Origin of the sequence: Pseudoalteromonas sp. MMG012 (genome assembly GCF_018100875.1) — a bacterium.
Classification (GTDB): domain Bacteria; phylum Pseudomonadota; class Gammaproteobacteria; order Enterobacterales; family Alteromonadaceae; genus Pseudoalteromonas; species Pseudoalteromonas aurantia.
Window position 1 is genome coordinate 67,363 of record NZ_JAGJEF010000002.1, and the last position, 17,631, is coordinate 84,993.

18 protein-coding genes are annotated in these 17,631 nt (G+C 38.8%); 7 read left to right on the forward strand and 11 right to left on the reverse strand.

What is annotated here, in order from left to right; translation table 11 throughout:
- Nucleotides 1-19: 19 nt before the first annotated feature.
- A complete protein-coding gene (gene prmB / locus J8L97_RS01175; RefSeq protein WP_192506770.1) occupies nucleotides 20-955 on the reverse strand; it encodes a 50S ribosomal protein L3 N(5)-glutamine methyltransferase in 936 nt (311 codons plus the stop codon).
- A 94-nt stretch (nucleotides 956-1,049) separates the two neighbouring features.
- Here prmB and smrB point away from each other — a divergent pair, with 94 nt between their 5' ends.
- From smrB to J8L97_RS01190, 3 genes are all read left to right on the forward strand, one after another.
- Nucleotides 1,050-1,601 (forward strand): endonuclease SmrB, encoded by a 552-nt coding sequence (gene smrB / locus J8L97_RS01180; RefSeq protein ID WP_211047581.1) that lies wholly within the window; start codon nucleotides 1,050-1,052, stop codon nucleotides 1,599-1,601.
- A gap of 123 nt (nucleotides 1,602-1,724) precedes the next feature.
- Nucleotides 1,725-2,525: a response regulator gene (locus J8L97_RS01185; RefSeq protein WP_211047582.1), complete on the forward strand. Its 801-nt coding sequence runs from the start codon at nucleotides 1,725-1,727 to the stop codon at nucleotides 2,523-2,525.
- A 183-nt stretch (nucleotides 2,526-2,708) separates the two neighbouring features.
- Complete coding sequence (locus J8L97_RS01190) at nucleotides 2,709-2,960, forward strand: hypothetical protein (RefSeq protein WP_210996123.1); 252 nt, start codon at nucleotides 2,709-2,711, stop codon at nucleotides 2,958-2,960.
- A 191-nt stretch (nucleotides 2,961-3,151) separates the two neighbouring features.
- Here J8L97_RS01190 and J8L97_RS01195 read toward each other — a convergent pair whose 3' ends face one another.
- Both J8L97_RS01195 and fadR read right to left on the reverse strand, forming a co-directional pair.
- Nucleotides 3,152-3,757, reverse strand: a complete 606-nt coding sequence (locus J8L97_RS01195) for a peroxiredoxin C (RefSeq protein WP_010362234.1) — start codon at nucleotides 3,755-3,757, stop codon at nucleotides 3,152-3,154.
- 267 nt (nucleotides 3,758-4,024) lie between these two features.
- Nucleotides 4,025-4,738 (reverse strand): fatty acid metabolism transcriptional regulator FadR, encoded by a 714-nt coding sequence (gene fadR / locus J8L97_RS01200; protein WP_211047583.1) that lies wholly within the window; start codon nucleotides 4,736-4,738, stop codon nucleotides 4,025-4,027.
- A 180-nt stretch (nucleotides 4,739-4,918) separates the two neighbouring features.
- Between fadR and dsbB the strand changes: the two genes are divergently transcribed.
- Complete coding sequence (gene dsbB / locus J8L97_RS01205) at nucleotides 4,919-5,440, forward strand: disulfide bond formation protein DsbB (RefSeq protein ID WP_211047584.1); 522 nt, start codon at nucleotides 4,919-4,921, stop codon at nucleotides 5,438-5,440.
- A gap of 337 nt (nucleotides 5,441-5,777) precedes the next feature.
- Here dsbB and J8L97_RS01210 read toward each other — a convergent pair whose 3' ends face one another.
- A complete protein-coding gene (locus tag J8L97_RS01210) occupies nucleotides 5,778-6,089 on the reverse strand; it encodes a ComEA family DNA-binding protein (RefSeq protein WP_211047585.1) in 312 nt (103 codons plus the stop codon).
- A gap of 279 nt (nucleotides 6,090-6,368) precedes the next feature.
- On the opposite strand from J8L97_RS01210, the gene J8L97_RS01215 reads away from it, so the two are divergent.
- Nucleotides 6,369-6,674, forward strand: a complete 306-nt coding sequence (locus J8L97_RS01215; protein WP_192506762.1) for a YebG family protein — start codon at nucleotides 6,369-6,371, stop codon at nucleotides 6,672-6,674.
- Between the two features lie 44 nt (nucleotides 6,675-6,718).
- On the opposite strand, the gene J8L97_RS01220 is transcribed toward J8L97_RS01215, so the two are convergent.
- The 4 genes from J8L97_RS01220 to J8L97_RS01235 all read right to left on the reverse strand — a co-directional run bounded on the left by J8L97_RS01220 (nucleotide 6,719) and on the right by J8L97_RS01235 (nucleotide 10,868).
- A complete protein-coding gene (locus tag J8L97_RS01220) occupies nucleotides 6,719-7,909 on the reverse strand; it encodes an amino acid aminotransferase (protein WP_210996119.1) in 1,191 nt (396 codons plus the stop codon).
- Nucleotides 7,910-8,038: 129 nt separating this feature from the next.
- Nucleotides 8,039-8,701 (reverse strand): GAF domain-containing protein, encoded by a 663-nt coding sequence (locus tag J8L97_RS01225; RefSeq protein WP_211047586.1) that lies wholly within the window; start codon nucleotides 8,699-8,701, stop codon nucleotides 8,039-8,041.
- Between the two features lie 191 nt (nucleotides 8,702-8,892).
- Nucleotides 8,893-10,539 (reverse strand): fused response regulator/phosphatase, encoded by a 1,647-nt coding sequence (locus J8L97_RS01230; RefSeq protein ID WP_210996117.1) that lies wholly within the window; start codon nucleotides 10,537-10,539, stop codon nucleotides 8,893-8,895.
- Nucleotides 10,540-10,562: 23 nt separating this feature from the next.
- On the reverse strand, nucleotides 10,563-10,868 hold the full coding sequence (locus tag J8L97_RS01235) for an STAS domain-containing protein (protein ID WP_192506758.1): 306 nt from the start codon (nucleotides 10,866-10,868) through the stop codon (nucleotides 10,563-10,565).
- Between the two features lie 215 nt (nucleotides 10,869-11,083).
- On the opposite strand from J8L97_RS01235, the gene J8L97_RS01240 reads away from it, so the two are divergent.
- Complete coding sequence (locus tag J8L97_RS01240) at nucleotides 11,084-11,413, forward strand: stress response translation initiation inhibitor YciH (RefSeq protein WP_192506757.1); 330 nt, start codon at nucleotides 11,084-11,086, stop codon at nucleotides 11,411-11,413.
- Here J8L97_RS01240 and J8L97_RS01245 read toward each other — a convergent pair.
- Nucleotides 11,410-14,394, reverse strand: a complete 2,985-nt coding sequence (locus J8L97_RS01245) for an EAL domain-containing protein (protein WP_211047587.1) — start codon at nucleotides 14,392-14,394, stop codon at nucleotides 11,410-11,412. The two genes, J8L97_RS01240 and J8L97_RS01245, sit on opposite strands and share 4 nt — an antisense overlap.
- Nucleotides 14,395-14,739: 345 nt before the next feature.
- Between J8L97_RS01245 and J8L97_RS01250 the strand changes: the two genes are divergently transcribed.
- Nucleotides 14,740-15,894 (forward strand): chorismate mutase, encoded by a 1,155-nt coding sequence (locus J8L97_RS01250; RefSeq protein WP_211047588.1) that lies wholly within the window; start codon nucleotides 14,740-14,742, stop codon nucleotides 15,892-15,894.
- Nucleotides 15,895-15,943: 49 nt separating this feature from the next.
- Here the strand turns inward: J8L97_RS01250 and tyrA are convergent, their stop codons facing one another.
- Both tyrA and rplS read right to left on the reverse strand, forming a co-directional pair.
- Nucleotides 15,944-17,077, reverse strand: a complete 1,134-nt coding sequence (tyrA, locus tag J8L97_RS01255; RefSeq protein ID WP_211047589.1) for a bifunctional chorismate mutase/prephenate dehydrogenase — start codon at nucleotides 17,075-17,077, stop codon at nucleotides 15,944-15,946.
- A 165-nt stretch (nucleotides 17,078-17,242) separates the two neighbouring features.
- Entirely contained in the window at nucleotides 17,243-17,602 is a 360-nt protein-coding gene (gene rplS / locus J8L97_RS01260) for a 50S ribosomal protein L19 (protein ID WP_010362248.1), read from the reverse strand.
- Nucleotides 17,603-17,631 lie beyond the last annotated feature (29 nt).

A 17,631-nucleotide genomic window follows, 5' to 3' on the forward strand; every position in this document is an offset into this window, starting at 1 on the left:
TTGTAACTCAATACGCACACTAGTTATTAAAGTACTCGACTAACTGCTGTTTCGAGATCATAAATACTCCAAGGCCACCGCGCTCAAATTCGAGCCATGTAAATGGCGCTTCAGGGTATAAAGCATCCATATGTACCATAGAATTACCCACCTCGACAAATAATAAGCCATCATCTGTTAAGTGTTCTGCGGCTTCCAATAATATGGTGCGAGTTACATCTAAGCCATCGTCACCAGAAGACAGGCCCAGCTCTGGTTCATGATGAAACTCATCTGGTAAATCTTCCATATCTTCTGCATCGACATAGGGCGGATTAGCCACAATTAAGTCATACTTTTGATTTGGTACGCCGCTAAATACATCAGACTGAATACCATAAACTCTGTCATGGAGCATATGTTCACAAATATTAATATCTGCAACCTCTAGTGCATCATAAGATATATCGACTGCATCCACTTGCGCATTCTCAAACTTATTCGCCAATGCTATGGCGATACATGCTGACCCAGTGCACATATCCAAAATCCGTGTCACTGGCTGCGACTCGGGTAACCAAGGTGCAAAACGCGCGTCAATCAATTCTGCAAATGGTGAGCGTGGAATAAGTACCCGCTCATCAACATAAAAGGGTAAGCCCGCAAACCAAGCTTGGTTTGTCAAATATGGAACAGGAGTGCGATCATCTATACGCGCAAATATATAGCTCATTAAACGTACTTTTTCAGTTCGCGTTAATTTAGCTTGCATTAGCTCTGTTGGCGCATCTAAAGGAAGGTTTAAGATTGGTAATACTAGGCTAACAGCCTCATCCCAAGCATTGTCAGTACCATGGCCAAAGAATAAGCCATGGCTTACAAATTGGCTCGTCGTCCAGCGTAACCAATCTTGAATTGTCAACAATTCATTATATGCTTCTTCAGCAATCTTTTCAGTGATCTGCAACTCACTCATAACCATATCTCAATATAACTGTATTTTATACGCGCTATTGTAACGGTTTTTCAGCTAGGTTTTTACGCTTTTTTTATTTAGAATGCGCTAAAAGATGATGTTAGATATAAATCCCATGACTGATGAAGATGATTTTAGTTTGTTCCGAAACTCAATTACCGGTGCACGAGAGTTTAAACAAGATACGGTGCGCTTTAAAAAAACCGTGAAGCCGCAAACTGGTGAATTACTTAACGAGCAAACAAAACAACACCAATCTGAATTTTATTTTTCAGATGAATATATTCCAGATATAGATACTCATGGTACGGTTAACTACGTTCGACCCGGTGCGGATAAGTACTTAGCTAAGCAATTGCGCCGAGGAGACTTTGCGCCTGAACTAATGCTTGACTTGCACGGTTTAAATAAAGATCGCGCCAAAGATGAGCTAGCTGCGTTAATTCATGCTTGCAAAAAACAACATTATTACTGTGCTTGCATCGTCCACGGTATTGGTGAACGAGTATTAAAACATAAAGTCCCGCAATACCTTGTGCAACACCCTGATGTACTTGCAATACATCAAGCGCCTTTAGAATATGGTGGTAAAGGTGCCGTGCTTATTTTGGTCGACTTACCGCAATCTGATGAGTTTCGACGTTAGAAATAAAGAATTATCTGTAAAATGACTGTAAATTTTCTAGCTGGGGTATTACTAATACGTTATATTGTATTCTTATTGATGTAGTACTTACTTAGAATGAAGTAAGCGATATATAGGGTCACAATGAACGAATTACTCAGTGCTGATTTAGCCATTTTACTTATAGAACCTTCTGCCACACAAAGAAAAATCATTGCAAAAGAACTGCAAGAAGAAGGTATCTCAAATATTGATTTCGCCGACTCACTGGTTAGTGCCAAAGAAATGCTGACAACGAGTATTCCTGACCTTGTCATATCTAGTATGTACTTTAGTGATGGTACAGCACAAGAATTACAAGCGTATATCAATACAGAGCTCAGCGAACACGGTATACCATTTATGTTAGTTTCAAGTGAGACGCGTAAAGCTGAACTTGAGGTATTCAAGCAATCAGGTGTCATTGCCATTTTACCCAAACCATTTAACAAAGTGCACTTAGGCCGCGCTATTAACGCTACGTTAGACATTTTAGCGCCACAAGAACTTGAGCTCGACTTATACGATGTACATGATTTGCGTATTTTAATTGTTGATGACTCAAGACTTGCGCGTAATCATATTCGCAGAGTCTTAACTAATCTTGGTGCACAGCGATTCTGGGAAGCCGAAGATGGCGCACATGCATTAGAAGTGCTGCAGTCAAACATGTTTGACTTAATTGTCACTGATTACAATATGCCGTCTGTAAATGGCCAAGAGTTAACTGAAACTATCCGCAACAGTGATGAACACGCGCATATCCCTGTTTTAATGGTGACCTCCGAGGCAAATGATACGCACTTAGCGAACATTGCACAGTCTGGTGTCAACGCCCTGTGCGACAAACCATTTGAACCTGATACAGTGAAAAAACTGATTTATCAGCTACTTGATCAAGATTAACCAATATATCGTCAATTTAACCATTTGACTGGTTTTTTTCACAAACCAGTCAATCTAACTCTTTATTGGAAAAACAAAAAACACTTAATAATCAATGAAATAAAAATAAGCATCAGTATGGCACAACCTTTGTAATAGTTACTACGTCTAACTAATTAATCATACATATAAAGGAACAAGGCTATGAATACTTTCACTAAACTAACTGCTGCTGCACTATTTCTTAGTACGAGTATATCTGCTCAAGCTAACTCAATTACACTCGATTTATACAGCGAAGTTTCGGAGCAAATCACCAGTATTATTTCAACTCAAATAGAAGAAGCGAAATCTGCTACTTTGCGTTCTGTGACAGACGCATTAAATTCTGAATTAAAAAAGCAAAACAACAACTTAAATACAGCACAAATTAACAAGGAAGAAGACAATGACTAATCAAGTACTTTTTGTCAGCTTACTTGCATTGCCAGTTGTGAGCTTATTTTTAGGATATTTAGGGTTTGAATTATTAAAACTTATAAACCAGCGATTGTCTGCAGTAATATAAAAATGAGTCAATGTATATAAGGTACGGGTATGTTATATAAAAAAACCCGCCAAGCGGCGGGTTATCAAACTAGAGCAAATTATAGCGCGCTTTCGTTTTCAGATAAGAACTTAGCAACACCTTCTGGACTCGCATCCATACCAGCTTTACCTTCAGTCCAACCAGCTGGACATACTTCACCGTGCTCACTATGGAATGCTAATGCATCAACCATACGCAGCATTTCATCAATGTTACGACCTAGTGGAAGGTCATTAACGACTTGGTGACGTACGCTACCTGTTTCATCGATAAGGAATGAACCACGAAATGCTACACCCGCTTCTGGGTGCTCAACATCATACGCTTGACAAATTTCATGTTTAACATCTGCAACTAGTGCATATTTAACTGGACCAATACCACCTTCGTTTACTGGTGTATTACGCCATGCATTGTGTGAAAACTGTGAATCAATAGAAACACCAATTACTTCAACACCACGTTTCTGGAACTCTTCAAAACGCTTATCAAATGCAATTAGCTCTGAAGGGCATACGAAAGTGAAATCTAGTGGGTAAAAGAAAATAACCGCTTTTTTACCTTTAATAGTCTCATGCAAATTATAGCTATCTACAATCTCACCGTTACCTAATACTGCTGCTGCTGTAAAGTCTGGTGCCTGACGGCCTACTAATACACCCATTGTATTCTCCAAATAGTTAGGTTTATATTCAATCTCATCGTACAACTTAGCACGACATCATTAATACTTAATGACTTCTATATTGAGGCTACAAAAAATAATACAACCCCAATAAAAAATTTGCATAAGTGTATGCGTCTGAGGAAGAAATTGATAATCGATTTTAACGATGAGAGTAATCTGTTTTTTGGATGGTATAGTTAGGCGAAAACGTTTGGTAATTGAGTACAAAAAAGCCTCGCTATGCGAGGCTTTTTTTATTGACTTTTAGTCCATAATATTTGCTGGCATTTCGCCTCGCAGTTGCGACCATATTTCACCACTTTGGTGACCATACTTACGCATCAATGATATCGCACCGTCATGATCTTTATGCTGTGCCAAAATAGTTAAATCTTTATAAAACTGCCTTGCTAATTCACGTGTACGTGGGTCTGAAAAGTAATGCCCACCAATTTTGGAGTATAAGCCTTTAAACCCATTAAGAACTAACACGTAAATTCGATTATTTCCTGCAGCAGCCAACTGATGATGGACACGATAATCATATTCAGCAAATGCATCTGCTGTATCTTCTAATTCATCACTTTTTGATAAAATCTCAACAACTTGCTCTGGATTCACTTTTATTGCAGCTCGAGTGTAGATCGCGCTAATATTTGTACGAGCTGATAACAGTTGATCAGTTAGTTCAGGCATTTTATCTTCATCAAGTCGCGCTAACGTCTCAAGAATATTCAAACCTGAAGTTTCCCAGAAATTATTTACTCGAGTAGGCTTACCATGCTGAATAGTTAACCAACCGTCTCGAGCCAAGCGCTGGAGTACCTCTCGCAACGTGGTTCTAGTAACACCAATTAACTCTGATAATTCACGCTCAGCAGGCAAGATAGAACCCGGTGGAAATTCACCGTTCCAAATTGATTCGACAATATATTCCTCAGCAAATCCTGCTGGGCTTTTGGCTTTGAAAATTCTCATCTAACACCACTTCGTTAAATATGCGACTGCATCATTTCGTTAAGCCACTGATTGTACCAGATGATTGACAACTAACAAGCAAAGATCTCTATACCAGCCTATTGATATGCGTTTTATCTAACAATAGTTGCAGTACACTCCTGTGATGGCACATAATACGCAAAAATAATAGGAATGATTATGAATTGGATAACTTCACTGTCTCACTCTCGACCCGCATGGGTACTGCTGGCTGTCAGTGCATTTGTATTTGAAGCCGTCGCGTTATTTTTTCAATATCAGATGGAACTAGCTCCCTGTATTATGTGTATCTACCAGCGTACAGCAATGCTTGGATTATTATTTGCTGGGTTGGTTGGCGCAATAAATCCAAGTAATACAATTTTTAAGATTGTCGGGTTTTCAGGTTGGGGCCTGGCCAGTATTTGGGGCTGGCTAATTGCAAGAGAACACACCAATATGCAAACAACCACTGACCCATTCGCATTTACATGTGATATTGTGCCAAACTTTCCAGAGTTTTTACCATTACATGAATGGCTTCCTTCATTTTTTGCTGCAACCGGTGATTGCGGCAATATTGATTGGCAATTTATGAATATGAGCATGCCTAATTGGATGGAAGTAATTTTTGCGTTTTACAGTGTTTGCTTTATCACGGCCTTTGCTGCATATTTATTTTGTTCAAAAAGGCAATCATAATGTTCGTTTGGAAACTCAGTCAAATAGTAAGTTTAGCAACTTTCAAAACTCGAGAAAGACAACAAATATTAGCATTAGCTATCGATGCGCTACCCCCAATGCAAAAAGTGCTACTTCGCATCGCCAAACTCTGTGTGCTAGTGCCTTTCTTTGTTAGTTTCGCATATATTGAGAGTTGGAAATTGATCCCTCTTTTGCTCATTGCAGGCCTCTTATACCCACTCCTAACCTCTCCTATTGAAATATGCTTTGCCAAACCTCACCTCGTGCACGCTATTCGTAATTTCCAAGAAAATAAGACAACACAAGCCTAACTGGCTTGTGTTGTTACCCTCAGTTAAAAACTCACCTTCCCTTCAAGTTTCAACAATATGCCTTGGCCAATCCCCTTAACTTTCCCCAATGATGCTAAATCAAGGAAATTACCATGCTGACTGCGATAGTTAATGATTGCTTGCGCTTTTTTTTCACCAATCCCTGGTAATACTGCGAGCTCCTGCCAATGTGCAAAATTAATATTAACTAATTCAAACTTATTGTTACTTGTTGACCGTGTCTCTTCTAATGGCAGTGACTGCTCATTTTCAACGGCGTGATTGAAAGTGCTGAATAATATTGATGTGACTAACAAGATATTTCTTATATGCATATTTCCCTCCTGGAAATGGTCATACTATGTAACTGAGAACAATGTTCTCACATGTAAACATCCTAAAATCTATTAGGCACTTTAAATAAAGTTCTCAGACTAAACTTTGTCAAATATAAATCGTACTAAAAATAACTAACCACCTGTTTATAATCTATTTTTATAATAGGGTACTTTAATTTTTCAACATATTATTCGATTAAGAACTATGATAATCTTCTTGCAAGTTACAATTTAAACGATTACTGTATAAAAAAACAGTATTACGCAGGAGTGATCATGGCTGTTGTTATTAAGTATGTTGTAGAAAGAAACGGAGTCGAGCGCATGACCTTTACCAGTAAAAAAGAGGCTGATGCATACGATAAAATGCTAGATGTTGCTGAATCCCTTGAGCAGATGCTAGCGAAAGTAGACGTCCCTCTCAGTGAGCAACAAGTTGAATCGTTAGCGCTTGAAATCGCGAAACGAAAAGATGAATTTCTATCTGTACTAAAAGGTGTTAAGCCTGAGACACCAAAAAAAGCCAAAAAGCCAGAGACAGATGCGGATGATGAAAAAGTAGCAAATATTAATCAAGCATAAAAAAACCGCTCATAGAGCGGTTTTTTTTATGCTTGATGTCAAAATCACTTTAGCACATCAGCAATCGCGTTCGAGAAGTAATCTATATTTGTCTGGCTTACACCTGCAACATTAACTCGGCTCGAGCCCACAATATAAATCGCATATTCTTTTTGCAAACGATCAATTTGCTCTTTATTAATACCCAAAAATGAAAACATACCATTTTGTTGATCTATGAATGAGAAATCTTGCGCAACGCCTTTCTCTGCTAAGCTACTTTTAATCAAAGTTCGTAAACCATTAATACGACTACGCATTTCATCTAGTTCATCATGCCAAAGTTGTGTCAGTTCAGAGCTACTCAAAATTGTATTAACAATATCTGCACCGTGTGCTGGTGGCATTGAATAAATACTTCGAACCACACTCAATAGTACCGAGTTTGATACATCTGCAGTTGCACTATCATTTGAAATAAGTGAACATGCACCAATACGCTCTCGATACAAACCAAAGTTCTTTGAACATGAAGAACAAATCAACATTTCTTCAACTGTATCAGCTAATAAACGTAACCCTTTCGCGTCTTCATCTAAGCTGCTACCAAAGCCTTGATAAGCAATATCAACTAAAGGTGTAAAACCAACATCTTTTGCAAGTTCTGCAACAACCTTCCACTGTGCTTCGTTTAAATCCATGCCACTTGGGTTATGACAACATGCATGTAATAAAACAACATCACCTTTAGGCACCTGCTTCAGTGTATTGATCATCTCATCAAACAGTAACCCCTTATTTTCATAATCATAATAAGGGTATTCTTTCACCGTTAACCCAGCAGCTTCAAACAAGCTGATGTGATTGGCCCATGTTGGTGTCGTTACCCACACGGTTGCATTGGTATTACAACGTTTAATAAACTCCGCTGCTACGCGCAGTGCTCCCGTTCCGCCTGGAGTTTGTGCTGTGCGTACTCTATTAGCAAGCAAAGCACGGTGTTCACCAAGCAATAGTGATTCCATTTTTTGGCAAAAATCTAAATTTCCAGCAAGTCCAATATATGATTTTGTTGTTTCGTTTTCTAATCGAAATGCTTCTGCTTTTTTTACCGCTTTTAATACAGGAGTATTACCTTGCTCGTCTTTATATACACCTACACCCAAGTCAATTTTATTTGGGTTTGTATCTTGCTTGTATGCAGCCATAAGACCAAGGATCGGATCTGTCGGTAATGGTTTCAATGTTGAGAACATGGGTTATCTCTTTTATTAGTGTAATATCAGCATATAGCTAATTGGCGTAATAGCTTATATGCACTGAATAAACGGGGATTAAAACTGTGTTTATAGTAACATAAATTAGCTATAACACGAGTCTTCACATCACGGTAAATATTGAGGAATTCTAATGCAAACAGCGATTAGTAAAGCTAAAGTTTCTGCTGTAAAAAAATCATTCCGAAATGCTTCAGCATCAATGATCCCAATGCATTGCATTTTCTCATTATAAAGTGGTAAACAACTTTCAGATTGTACTTTTGGATCGCATGTATAATATTCTCCACCACTTGCAATATAGTCCTGAACGTTATTAATCACCCGACCATGGCCAGACATAGCAACTTGGACATTATTACTCGTTTGAGAAAATAACGTATTTATTGGAAATAAAGGTCGACTTGGCGCACCAATATATGCCAATTTTAGGAGTTGAAGTCCCTCTCCTGTCTTCGTATTTTGATAAACCCCGAACCAATCTACATGTGTTCTTTGCTTGATAAATTGAACAATTGTCTGTAATTGGCTTAAACTCAGACTATTTTTCTCTGAGTATTCTATGTATTGACTAAGTTCAAAAGGTTCATCTTGTAAATGTCCAAACAGACTACATGCTCCCCCTTCTCCTAATTCGGGGATCCTGAATGACCAAATTGCGCCGTGTGTATTATCCGACTCAGCAAGATAGTTATCCAGTTCTACTAATGCTTGCTCCACTTGCAGTACATCCACATTTAAATTTGCACGATCAAGGTATTTAGAAATCATTTAGCCATCCATACATCTAAAGGTATAAATGGAGATTATCATGAAACGACACATTTGCAAATAATTGCTGTACCAAGTTACGTAATTAGCGTACTAAAAATATTGGGGACGTTTAAAAGTAACTCACTCAGCGAATATTAAAAAGAGGTCAAATTAAGGGGAAAATAGTTATTCCTCTAAGCAGGTATAATTTATTGCAATGAATACACCATTTCAACCTCATTCCCTGCATGGTTATACCTTACGCTTTGTGCTATTTCATTCAATAAGCTCAGCCCTCGACCATGCTCTCTATGTAACTCTGTATCATTACTTTCTTGATTGCGAAAACCATTACCAGAATCACATATAGAAAAGAATAAGCTGAGGGAGTCAGGACAATAACGGGCTGAAATTATAATTAATGCATCCGTAAGACAAACTAGTGCTTGTTCACGTAATTGATAAAATTCGAAAAAACCTTCATCTTGATTTTTAATCTCAGAATCTAAACCCAGTACGCCATGATCTAATGAATTGTTATAAGCTTCAGAAAGTAATAAAAAAATGTTTGATCTATGCTCATTAATTCCCTCAAGCTGACTTAAAACATCAACTAACTCTAGAATAGGATCGCTGTCCTTCATTTGACCTGCATTTAAACTCATCGAAATGCTAAAAGGCAACTTAGAGTAAGTCGTTGACTCAGTACGAAGTGCTTCACTTGCAATGCAGTTAATGATCGCAATACTCAAATCATCTTGTTGCTCACCATGCTCAGAAAATGTATGCACTTTTTCGATAATATCCGCAGTTGTTACCATAGGTACGCTTAATAACGCACTTTTTAGTAACTCTTCTCCAAACATATCGCCTTGCTTACTTTCTGTTTCAATGATGCCATCTGTAGCCATAACCAGTCGCTGATCTGGCTTAACTTCTAAGTGAATTAAGTGCCTCTCAAACTCCTCTTCATCCAAAATACCCAACGCCATATGTTGCGCTTCTAAAGTTCGAATTACTACCCCTTCTTGATCAATCAAATATAAGTCAGGTAACCCCCCAATCCAAGCTGAAATACTCTTACCTGATTCACTCAGTTCAACAATTGCTGCGGCACAAAACATATGGCCAGGTAACAATGTATACAAGACATTATTCAGCTCAAATGCAATATCATTTACAGCCATGCCTTTATTCACCATGGTGTAAAAAACACGAGAGGCGGGTAATGCACCAACAGCGGCCGCAAGTCCATGCCCAGTAAAATCACCTAATAAGCAATAAAAACCACCCATTGGGCTGCGTGCCATCAAAAACATATCCCCGTTAAACATTGAAGCCGGTGAAAGGTGATAATCACAATGATGGGGAAACTTTACTTGTTGAGACAACGCATTACTAAAGATGTGTTCTACAATCTCATGCTCACGTTCGGTTTGATTATAATGATACTCAAGCTGTTTCTTTTGCAAGTGGGCTTCTTGGCTCAATTTACGAGTTCTAGCATGTGCCTTAATTTTTGCCGACAGTATAATTCGGTCAAATGGTTTATGAATAAAGTCATCACCACCCACAGCCAAACATTTTTCAAAGCTCGCATGGTCTTCAAGCGCAGTAATAAAAATCACTGGTAAATAAACATCACCAGCCAATTGTTTTATTTTTGGAGCCGCTTCAAAGCCATCCATAACCGGCATCATTACATCCAACAGCACGATATCTATGTCCGTACTTTGTAATACTTCTAGTGCCTGACATCCATCATTCGCTACTTCTACATGATAGCTTTGTTGCTCAAGCATCGCTTTAAGCAGAGTACAATTAAGCGGCTGGTCATCAACAACGAGAATTCGCACAGACGTAAGCCTTACATTATGAATTAATCAATATCAAACTTCTTATCAAACCGAGATATTTGTAATATTTTTTTAAGCTGGGGTCTACAATTACTTATGTGAATACTGCCTATAGAATCACCCAATGTTTTTTTCATATTAAGTAACATACCTAACGCAGAACTATCCATATAATCGGTTTCACGCAGGTCTATAACTACTTTTTCTGTTTGTTCGCCCACTTCAGCATAGGCCTGTCGAAATGACTGAACTAAATTAAAATCGAACTTTCCCCTGATCTGGATGGTCAATGTTTTTCCATCCGATGAAGCATTCTTGCTCAAACTCATCTTAAGCTCCTAATATGGTTTGAATTTGTTATCCGTGCACTGATTTAAATATAACGCTTATACATTTTTTCGCCAAAAATAAACGTCATCAAATGTAATTTATTTTTTTTATTTGCGTTTCTCTTACTCCTAAGCATAAAAATAAGCTTGGTATCAGCAAATAATATATCTAAAATGCAAAGACAGGCATAACATACAATAGGGTTTAGGTAAAAATGTCAGAAAATCGCTTAGTATATTCAACCGACATTGGTCGAATTAAAGTAGATGAACCTCAAGTTGATTCACCAGCAAAAATATTTAAAGATGGTGCTATACGAATTGAACGGCAGACCAAAGGCCGTAAAGGTAAAGGCGTCATGCTGGTTGTTGGTGTTGACCCTCAAGTCCATGATTTAAAGAAATTGGCTAAGACCTTAAAAAGTAAAATGGGACAAGGTGGTGCGCTAAAAGAAAACATCATTGAAGTCCAAGGCGATGACAGGAACAAACTCAAACTTATTCTTGAGTCTCTTAAGTTTAAAGTAAAAATAGCCGGTGGTTAAATACCGGCTTTATCTTGTAGCTGAGATCTAAATATCTCTATTTCATGTTCTGGTAAAGGAGGACTGTAATAATACCCCTGAACAATAAAGCAATTATTACGTTTTAAGAATGCAACTTGCTCTTTAGTCTCTACCCCTTCAGCGACGACCTGCAACTTAAGCTTTTGCGCCATCGCAATAATAGCCGCCGTAATTTCCATGTCATTAGAGTCATCCGGAATATCTTTAACAAACGATCTATCCACCTTTAAGCTATCGACTGGGAATCGTTTCAAATAACTCAGAGAAGAGTAGCCTGTTCCAAAATCATCAATTGACAACCCAATACCCAGATCTTTCATCTGATGTAACTGTGCAATTGCCGCTTCTACATCTCCCATTAACATACTTTCGGTCAATTCCACATGTAATAGGCTTGGTGGCATTTGTGTTCGTTCTAAAACATCGGAGATTTCTGCTATTAAGTGCGCATCTTTAAATTGCCTTGCTGAGAGGTTGATTGACATATTTCCCGAGCGCCCTTGACGCTGCAATCGCATTGAGAACATACAGGCTTCTTCCAATACCCATGCACCCAACTCCACAATAAGCCCTGTAGCTTCAGCAATTGGAATAAATTTCGTCGGGGGGATCATGCCTTTATCAGGATGTTTCCAACGGATCAACGCTTCATAACCAACAATTTTCAGTGTCTTGCAATCAACTTGAGGCTGATAATATAGTGAAAACTGTTTTGATTTAATAGCTTGCCTAAGTTCATTTTCAATATACAGTCGTTCATTCGCAGCAGCGTCCAGTTCCTGAGAATAAAAGTGGAAGGTATTTCGTCCTTTGGCTTTTGCTTCATACATCGCTAAATCAGCATGCTTAAGCAATTGCTCCTCTTCTTGACTATCAAAAGGCGCCATTGTTATGCCAATGCTGGCACTAACAATCACTTCATTATTACCGAGTTTAATTGGCTGATTTAAAGTACGCTGAATAATATGTGCCACTTCCATTGCATTTTCACGTTTCTCGATACCACTTAGTAGCACAGCAAACTCATCGCCACCGAGTCGTGCAATAGTATCTTCTGATCTTAACCGCAGTTTTAACCGTTCAGCAACTTCAACCAATAACCGATCACCGGCATCATGACCTAACGTATCGTTAATTCGCTTAAACTCATCAAGGTCAAAATAAAACAAAGCAAATGCATAGTGACCGCGCTCAGCCAGTGCCATTGATTTTCGGAGCTGCATTCTAAAGAAGGTTCTATTGGCAAGCCCTGTCAATGTATCAAAGTATGCGAGCTCTTCCATTTTTCTCTGACTTTCTTTTACAAAAGAAATATCTTGCGCAGATGCCACATAACTAGAGATTTGCCCTCCATCTTCTCTGATTGGAGAAATACTTAGACTCACCCAAATAGGTTTAGGTCCAGCCCCTTCAAGCATGGTATCACCACGCCAGTAATTACGACTGCGCAGGTCAATATCGATATCATCAACCAATATTGCCATATCTTTTGAGATTATATTCAGTAATGACTTTCCTAAAAAGTGACCTTCTTCAAAGCCTGTCATTTCCAACATCTTAGGATTTACATATTCCACTTGAAAATGTTCATTCGTAATAACCACAGCAGTACCAGAAAATGAAACCGCCTTTGACAATCTATTTGCGGCTTTTTCTGCTATTTCTTTTTCCGTAATACGTTGATTCAAGCCGCTAACTAATTTTTTTATCTCTGTGCTCATATCGTTAAAAGACGCATTTAACTGACCAATCTCATCTTTACTACTGGGCATTGACGGCATATCCCATTGGCCTCGACCAAAGCCCACAACCGCATTAACTAACACATTGATGCGACCCAATACTAATTGATATAACACTTGATGCAGCAACAGTGCGACAAATAATGCATACAGCAAAAATAAGCCAAAAAATTTAACTTTCAATTCTTCCAGCGCCGATAACGCTGAATCCCTTTTCTTATATACGCCTATATACCAATCCAGTTGCTTTAATTGTTTAATATTAATAATATGATCTTCATTCTCATGAATAAATTCATCTTGAAACTCAGGCAGCTTAACCAACAAAGCTGACTCAATCACATTGCTTAACGCTGGAATTGACAATGCGTCTTCATTTGTCAATTTAGCGCCTTGGTTTTGTTTGCCAAAGTTTGGCGCCGCAATAATCTTGCCTTGTTGGTCAAATATTATAAATCCTTGCCTCGTATCTGGGGCTGGTAAATGCGACAACAGTGTATCTAACTCAAGATCTGTTCCTGTAAAACCTAAATAGCGATCATTGTGATAAAGAGGGACCAGAATACTGATAACCCATTTATTCCAAACATCGTCAAAATGAACCCGAGACCAAATCGCTTCCCTCGTAGGGTTTAACTCTTCTCTCAACAGAGGCAATGTATGCGTGCTAAATAACGCTTGTTTTGGTTTGCTATTTAATAAAATATTGGGAGGCGCTATACGGACAAAATTTCGCTGTGTTACTAAATAAAAATTGAAAAAATCTTGTAATAATGGTGGTGCAATGATATTCCATAATGATTCTGACTGGGAAAACAAGGACTTGTCTTTTGTGCTTAACTCACTTGACGATAAATACGCCGCAGATAACCCATTTTTTGCAGTGCTTCTAAATGCACCATCAAGATCAACAACATTCAACTTTGCTGGTGTTAATGTTAAATTTTCCCCTGTGAATAGCTGCTTGGCCACAACTGCATTTGCTTGTTCCGCCAAACTGGTTTTTAATTCAAGATACTGGCTAAATTGAGTAACCGCCTGACCACTAACTCGCTTTAACTCGGCGTATTCTTCATAAATTAACTGTCTCTCTTCTGATTTCAGCATGAGTGCCGCTGCGAAGATCCCCGCAACCAAACACACCGCCGAAATCAACATCGACAGTTTAACACTTAAGGAGTTGGCTCCAAATCTCGAAGGGGGCCTACGATTGACCACGGTTAAACCCTTATCATAATTGTAATTTTTCTATAAAGATTCGAATTAATATAACAGATCCTTGTTGCTTAAGTCACGCGCGTATCACCCCCCACTGAAACAATTATGTGCCATAACTCTAATTACACAAAATAATAACTTGTCGAACTAATTTAAAGTGTGGTAATAATGTATGTAATTTAAGTTATTCGATTGTTCGAACAAGACTATGAAAATCATAATTACGCACATTACATATTTCTTTTTTAGCTTCTTTAGGTGAAGAGGCTGAACTGTTTGTGAGTAAATCAAATAGCTAAGCCTCCCAAATGGGAGGCTTTTTTTTGCCATTGGGAATGAGGACCTATGACTGAAAACATATTAAACGCACTTCGTCACGACATCAATGAAATAGATGCTGACTTAATGGTGCTGCTAGCAAAACGCCGTCGTATTAGCCACAGTGTATTAGAATATAAAATTGCGAACAGCAAACCTATTCGAGATGAAGAGCGAGAGCAAGCACTGTTAGAAAAACTAATTAGCTATGGCAAATCACTGGGATTAGACGCCTTTTATGTCAACAGTGTTTTTCAAACCATCCTTGAAGATTCTGTTTTAAACCAGCAGGCTTTATTACAAAAAAGCCTAAATCCAGAAGTGCTTGGCGATACACATCGAGTCGCATATTTAGGCGGTCAAGGGTCTTATAGTCAATTAGCCTGTCACAAATACTTTAGCCGTCGGCCGGGTAAAATTGTAGAAATGGGCTGCTCTACGTTCGATAAAATAACGGAGCAAGTTGAACAAGGTAAAGCTGACTATGGCTTACTTCCAATCGAAAATACCAGTTCAGGGAGTATAAATGAAGTTTTCGATTTACTTCAACATGCGCAAGTCTCCATTGTTGGTGAAGTTACGCAAACCGTTGAACATTGCTTGTTAAGTAACCTTGGGACAGAATTAAAAGATATCACTAAAATCTTTGCACATCACCAACCATTTGCACAATGCAGCCGCTTCCTTCAAAGTTTAGGTGAGCTACAACAAGAAACTTGTGACTCAACTTCCAGCGCAATACAATGCGCGTTAGAAACCCCAAACAGTGCGGCAATTGCTTCTGCTCAAGCCGGTAAAAATGTTGGCCTCGAAGTTGTAAAAACCGCCTTAGCCAACCAGGCTGAAAACCACAGTCGTTTCATTGTTGTAGCTCGTCAATCACTGCAAGTTTCAACGCAACTCCCAACAAAAATCAGCTTAATAATGGCGACAAAGCAGCAAGTTGGTTCATTGGCTGACGCACTAATGATTTTTAAGCTTCACAATATTAATATGGTCAAACTAGAATCCAGGCCGGTTCCTGGTAATCCTTGGGAAGAAGTCTTTTATGTGGACTTGCTTGCAAATACTGCTGAGCCTAAAGTGCAAAAAGCACTAGAACAACTCAAAGAGTGTACTCAATTTATTCGTATTTTAGGGTGCTATCAAAGTGAATCTTTACAGGCTGTAGACGTCCTTTAATTTTATCGGTTAAAAATAGCGGACAATCCGCTATTTTTAACTCGATTTGTCAATCTAATACTTTTGAATCGTTGGCTTTATTTAATAGGCCACGACTTTGCGATAAAAACTGAGTTACACAACTGGAAAAGTACTGTTTGGCGTCAGCAAATGCATCTATCAGCGCCGCTTTATCGCCTTTTTTCAACATATCCAACGTTCCGGCAAAAGTGTCTTGATAACTCGCTAATAGCCCTTCTACATCGTTGTATTGGGCGAGCATAATATCTGAGTAAAGCTCAGGAGATTGAGCGAATAACCGCCCAACCATCATGAGTTCAAGTTGATATATTGGGGAAGAACAGCTTCTTAGCTCTTCCAAAGTATGACACTGTTTTGCTAAAAACCGACCATAAACAAACGTTGTTAAGTGACGCATAACTTGGATTATTTGCATCGCTTGATCATGTTTCTTTGCATCAATATTGACCAACTGACAACCCCAAACACCCAACTGCTTTAAAAACCCAGCATAAGCCTCTGACGCTCGGCCATCACATACAACAACGGTCTGTTTTACCCAATGAGAAATATCAGGGCCAAACATTGGATGCAGCCCAACAACGGGACCCTTATGTTTGTTCATCAAACACTTCAACGGGCCTTGTTTAATAGACGTTATATCAGCTAATACGCAATCATCTGCCAATGGGGGTAATCCGGCAACAACTTCTTCAAGCGCGTTAATCGGGACACTAATTAATACCAGTTTAGCCCCTTCAAGCACTTCAGATATGTTGTCTTGCTGAGGTCTATCGAGAATGCGGACCTCATAGCCAGAACGGCGAAACTGTTTCGCAAATAGTTGCCCCATAGCCCCTTCACCACCGACAATAACAATGGGTGATAGGTCAGGTGCAGCACATGCGAGCTTACTTTGTTGATTCTCATACGCTTCGCGCATCATTCGCCTGAGTATATCTTCGATTAAGTCAGGATTAACACCACTTTCTTGTGCTTGCTGTCGCCTTGCAGAGATCAATTCTGCTTCTCGTTCTGGTGCATGTAAAGGTGCACCTGTCTGTTGTTTAACAATGCCTACCTGCTCTGTCAATGCGCGACGCTTCGCTAATAATGCCACTAATTCAGTATCACAGGCATCAATGCCTTCTCTCAATGTATGTAAATCAATTCCATTATCCATAAGTGTAAACTTAAAATTACAGTGTAAAATATATAATACAGCCAGTCTATCAGGAACAAAGTCTTGAGAAAAGACATAAAATAAGCAGTCATAAAAATATAACGCACAAAACAAAACAGGCCACTCAAAGAGTGGCCTGTTTTTTCAGCGTGATAAACGCCCGTATTAATTAAGTTTTTCTTTAATACGTGCTGATTTACCTGAACGCTCACGTAGGTAGTAAAGCTTAGCACGACGAACTGCACCGCGACGCTTAACTGTAACGCTATCGATAAGAGGGCTGTGCGTTTGGAATACACGCTCAACACCTTCACCGTTCGAAATCTTACGAACAGTGAAAGCTGAATGTAGACCGCGATTACGCTTAGCGATTACAACACCTTCAAAAGCCTGTAGACGCTCTTTGTTACCTTCTTTTACACGTACCTGTACAACTACTGTATCACCAGCACCGAATACTGGTACGTCTTTTTTAAGCTGCTCTTCTTCAAGCGCTTTAATAATATTTTGGTTTACTTTTGCCATTATATTTCTCACATTCCTAGGTGTAACTG

Excerpts from the sequence above, each read along its gene's own strand:
- smrB (WP_211047581.1), top strand. The coding sequence starts at position 1,050 with ATGATGTTAGATATAAATCCCATGACTGATGAAGATGATTTTAGTTTG.
- J8L97_RS01220 (WP_210996119.1), bottom strand. The coding sequence starts at position 7,909 with ATGTTCTCAACATTGAAACCATTACCGACAGATCCGATCCTTGGTCTT.
- fadR (WP_211047583.1), bottom strand. The coding sequence starts at position 4,738 with ATGAGAATTTTCAAAGCCAAAAGCCCAGCAGGATTTGCTGAGGAATAT.
- J8L97_RS01195 (WP_010362234.1), bottom strand. The coding sequence starts at position 3,757 with ATGGGTGTATTAGTAGGCCGTCAGGCACCAGACTTTACAGCAGCAGCA.
- tyrA (WP_211047589.1), bottom strand. The coding sequence starts at position 17,077 with ATGGATAATGGAATTGATTTACATACATTGAGAGAAGGCATTGATGCC.
- J8L97_RS01225 (WP_211047586.1), bottom strand. The coding sequence starts at position 8,701 with ATGATTTCTAAATACCTTGATCGTGCAAATTTAAATGTGGATGTACTG.
- J8L97_RS01235 (WP_192506758.1), bottom strand. The coding sequence starts at position 10,868 with ATGAGTTTGAGCAAGAATGCTTCATCGGATGGAAAAACATTGACCATC.
- J8L97_RS01190 (WP_210996123.1), top strand. The coding sequence starts at position 2,709 with ATGAATACTTTCACTAAACTAACTGCTGCTGCACTATTTCTTAGTACG.
- J8L97_RS01210 (WP_211047585.1), bottom strand. The coding sequence starts at position 6,089 with ATGCATATAAGAAATATCTTGTTAGTCACATCAATATTATTCAGCACT.
- prmB (WP_192506770.1), bottom strand. The coding sequence starts at position 955 with ATGAGTGAGTTGCAGATCACTGAAAAGATTGCTGAAGAAGCATATAAT.
- J8L97_RS01240 (WP_192506757.1), top strand. The coding sequence starts at position 11,084 with ATGTCAGAAAATCGCTTAGTATATTCAACCGACATTGGTCGAATTAAA.
- J8L97_RS01185 (WP_211047582.1), top strand. The coding sequence starts at position 1,725 with ATGAACGAATTACTCAGTGCTGATTTAGCCATTTTACTTATAGAACCT.
- J8L97_RS01250 (WP_211047588.1), top strand. The coding sequence starts at position 14,740 with ATGACTGAAAACATATTAAACGCACTTCGTCACGACATCAATGAAATA.
- rplS (WP_010362248.1), bottom strand. The coding sequence starts at position 17,602 with ATGGCAAAAGTAAACCAAAATATTATTAAAGCGCTTGAAGAAGAGCAG.
- dsbB (WP_211047584.1), top strand. The coding sequence starts at position 4,919 with ATGAATTGGATAACTTCACTGTCTCACTCTCGACCCGCATGGGTACTG.
- J8L97_RS01215 (WP_192506762.1), top strand. The coding sequence starts at position 6,369 with ATGGCTGTTGTTATTAAGTATGTTGTAGAAAGAAACGGAGTCGAGCGC.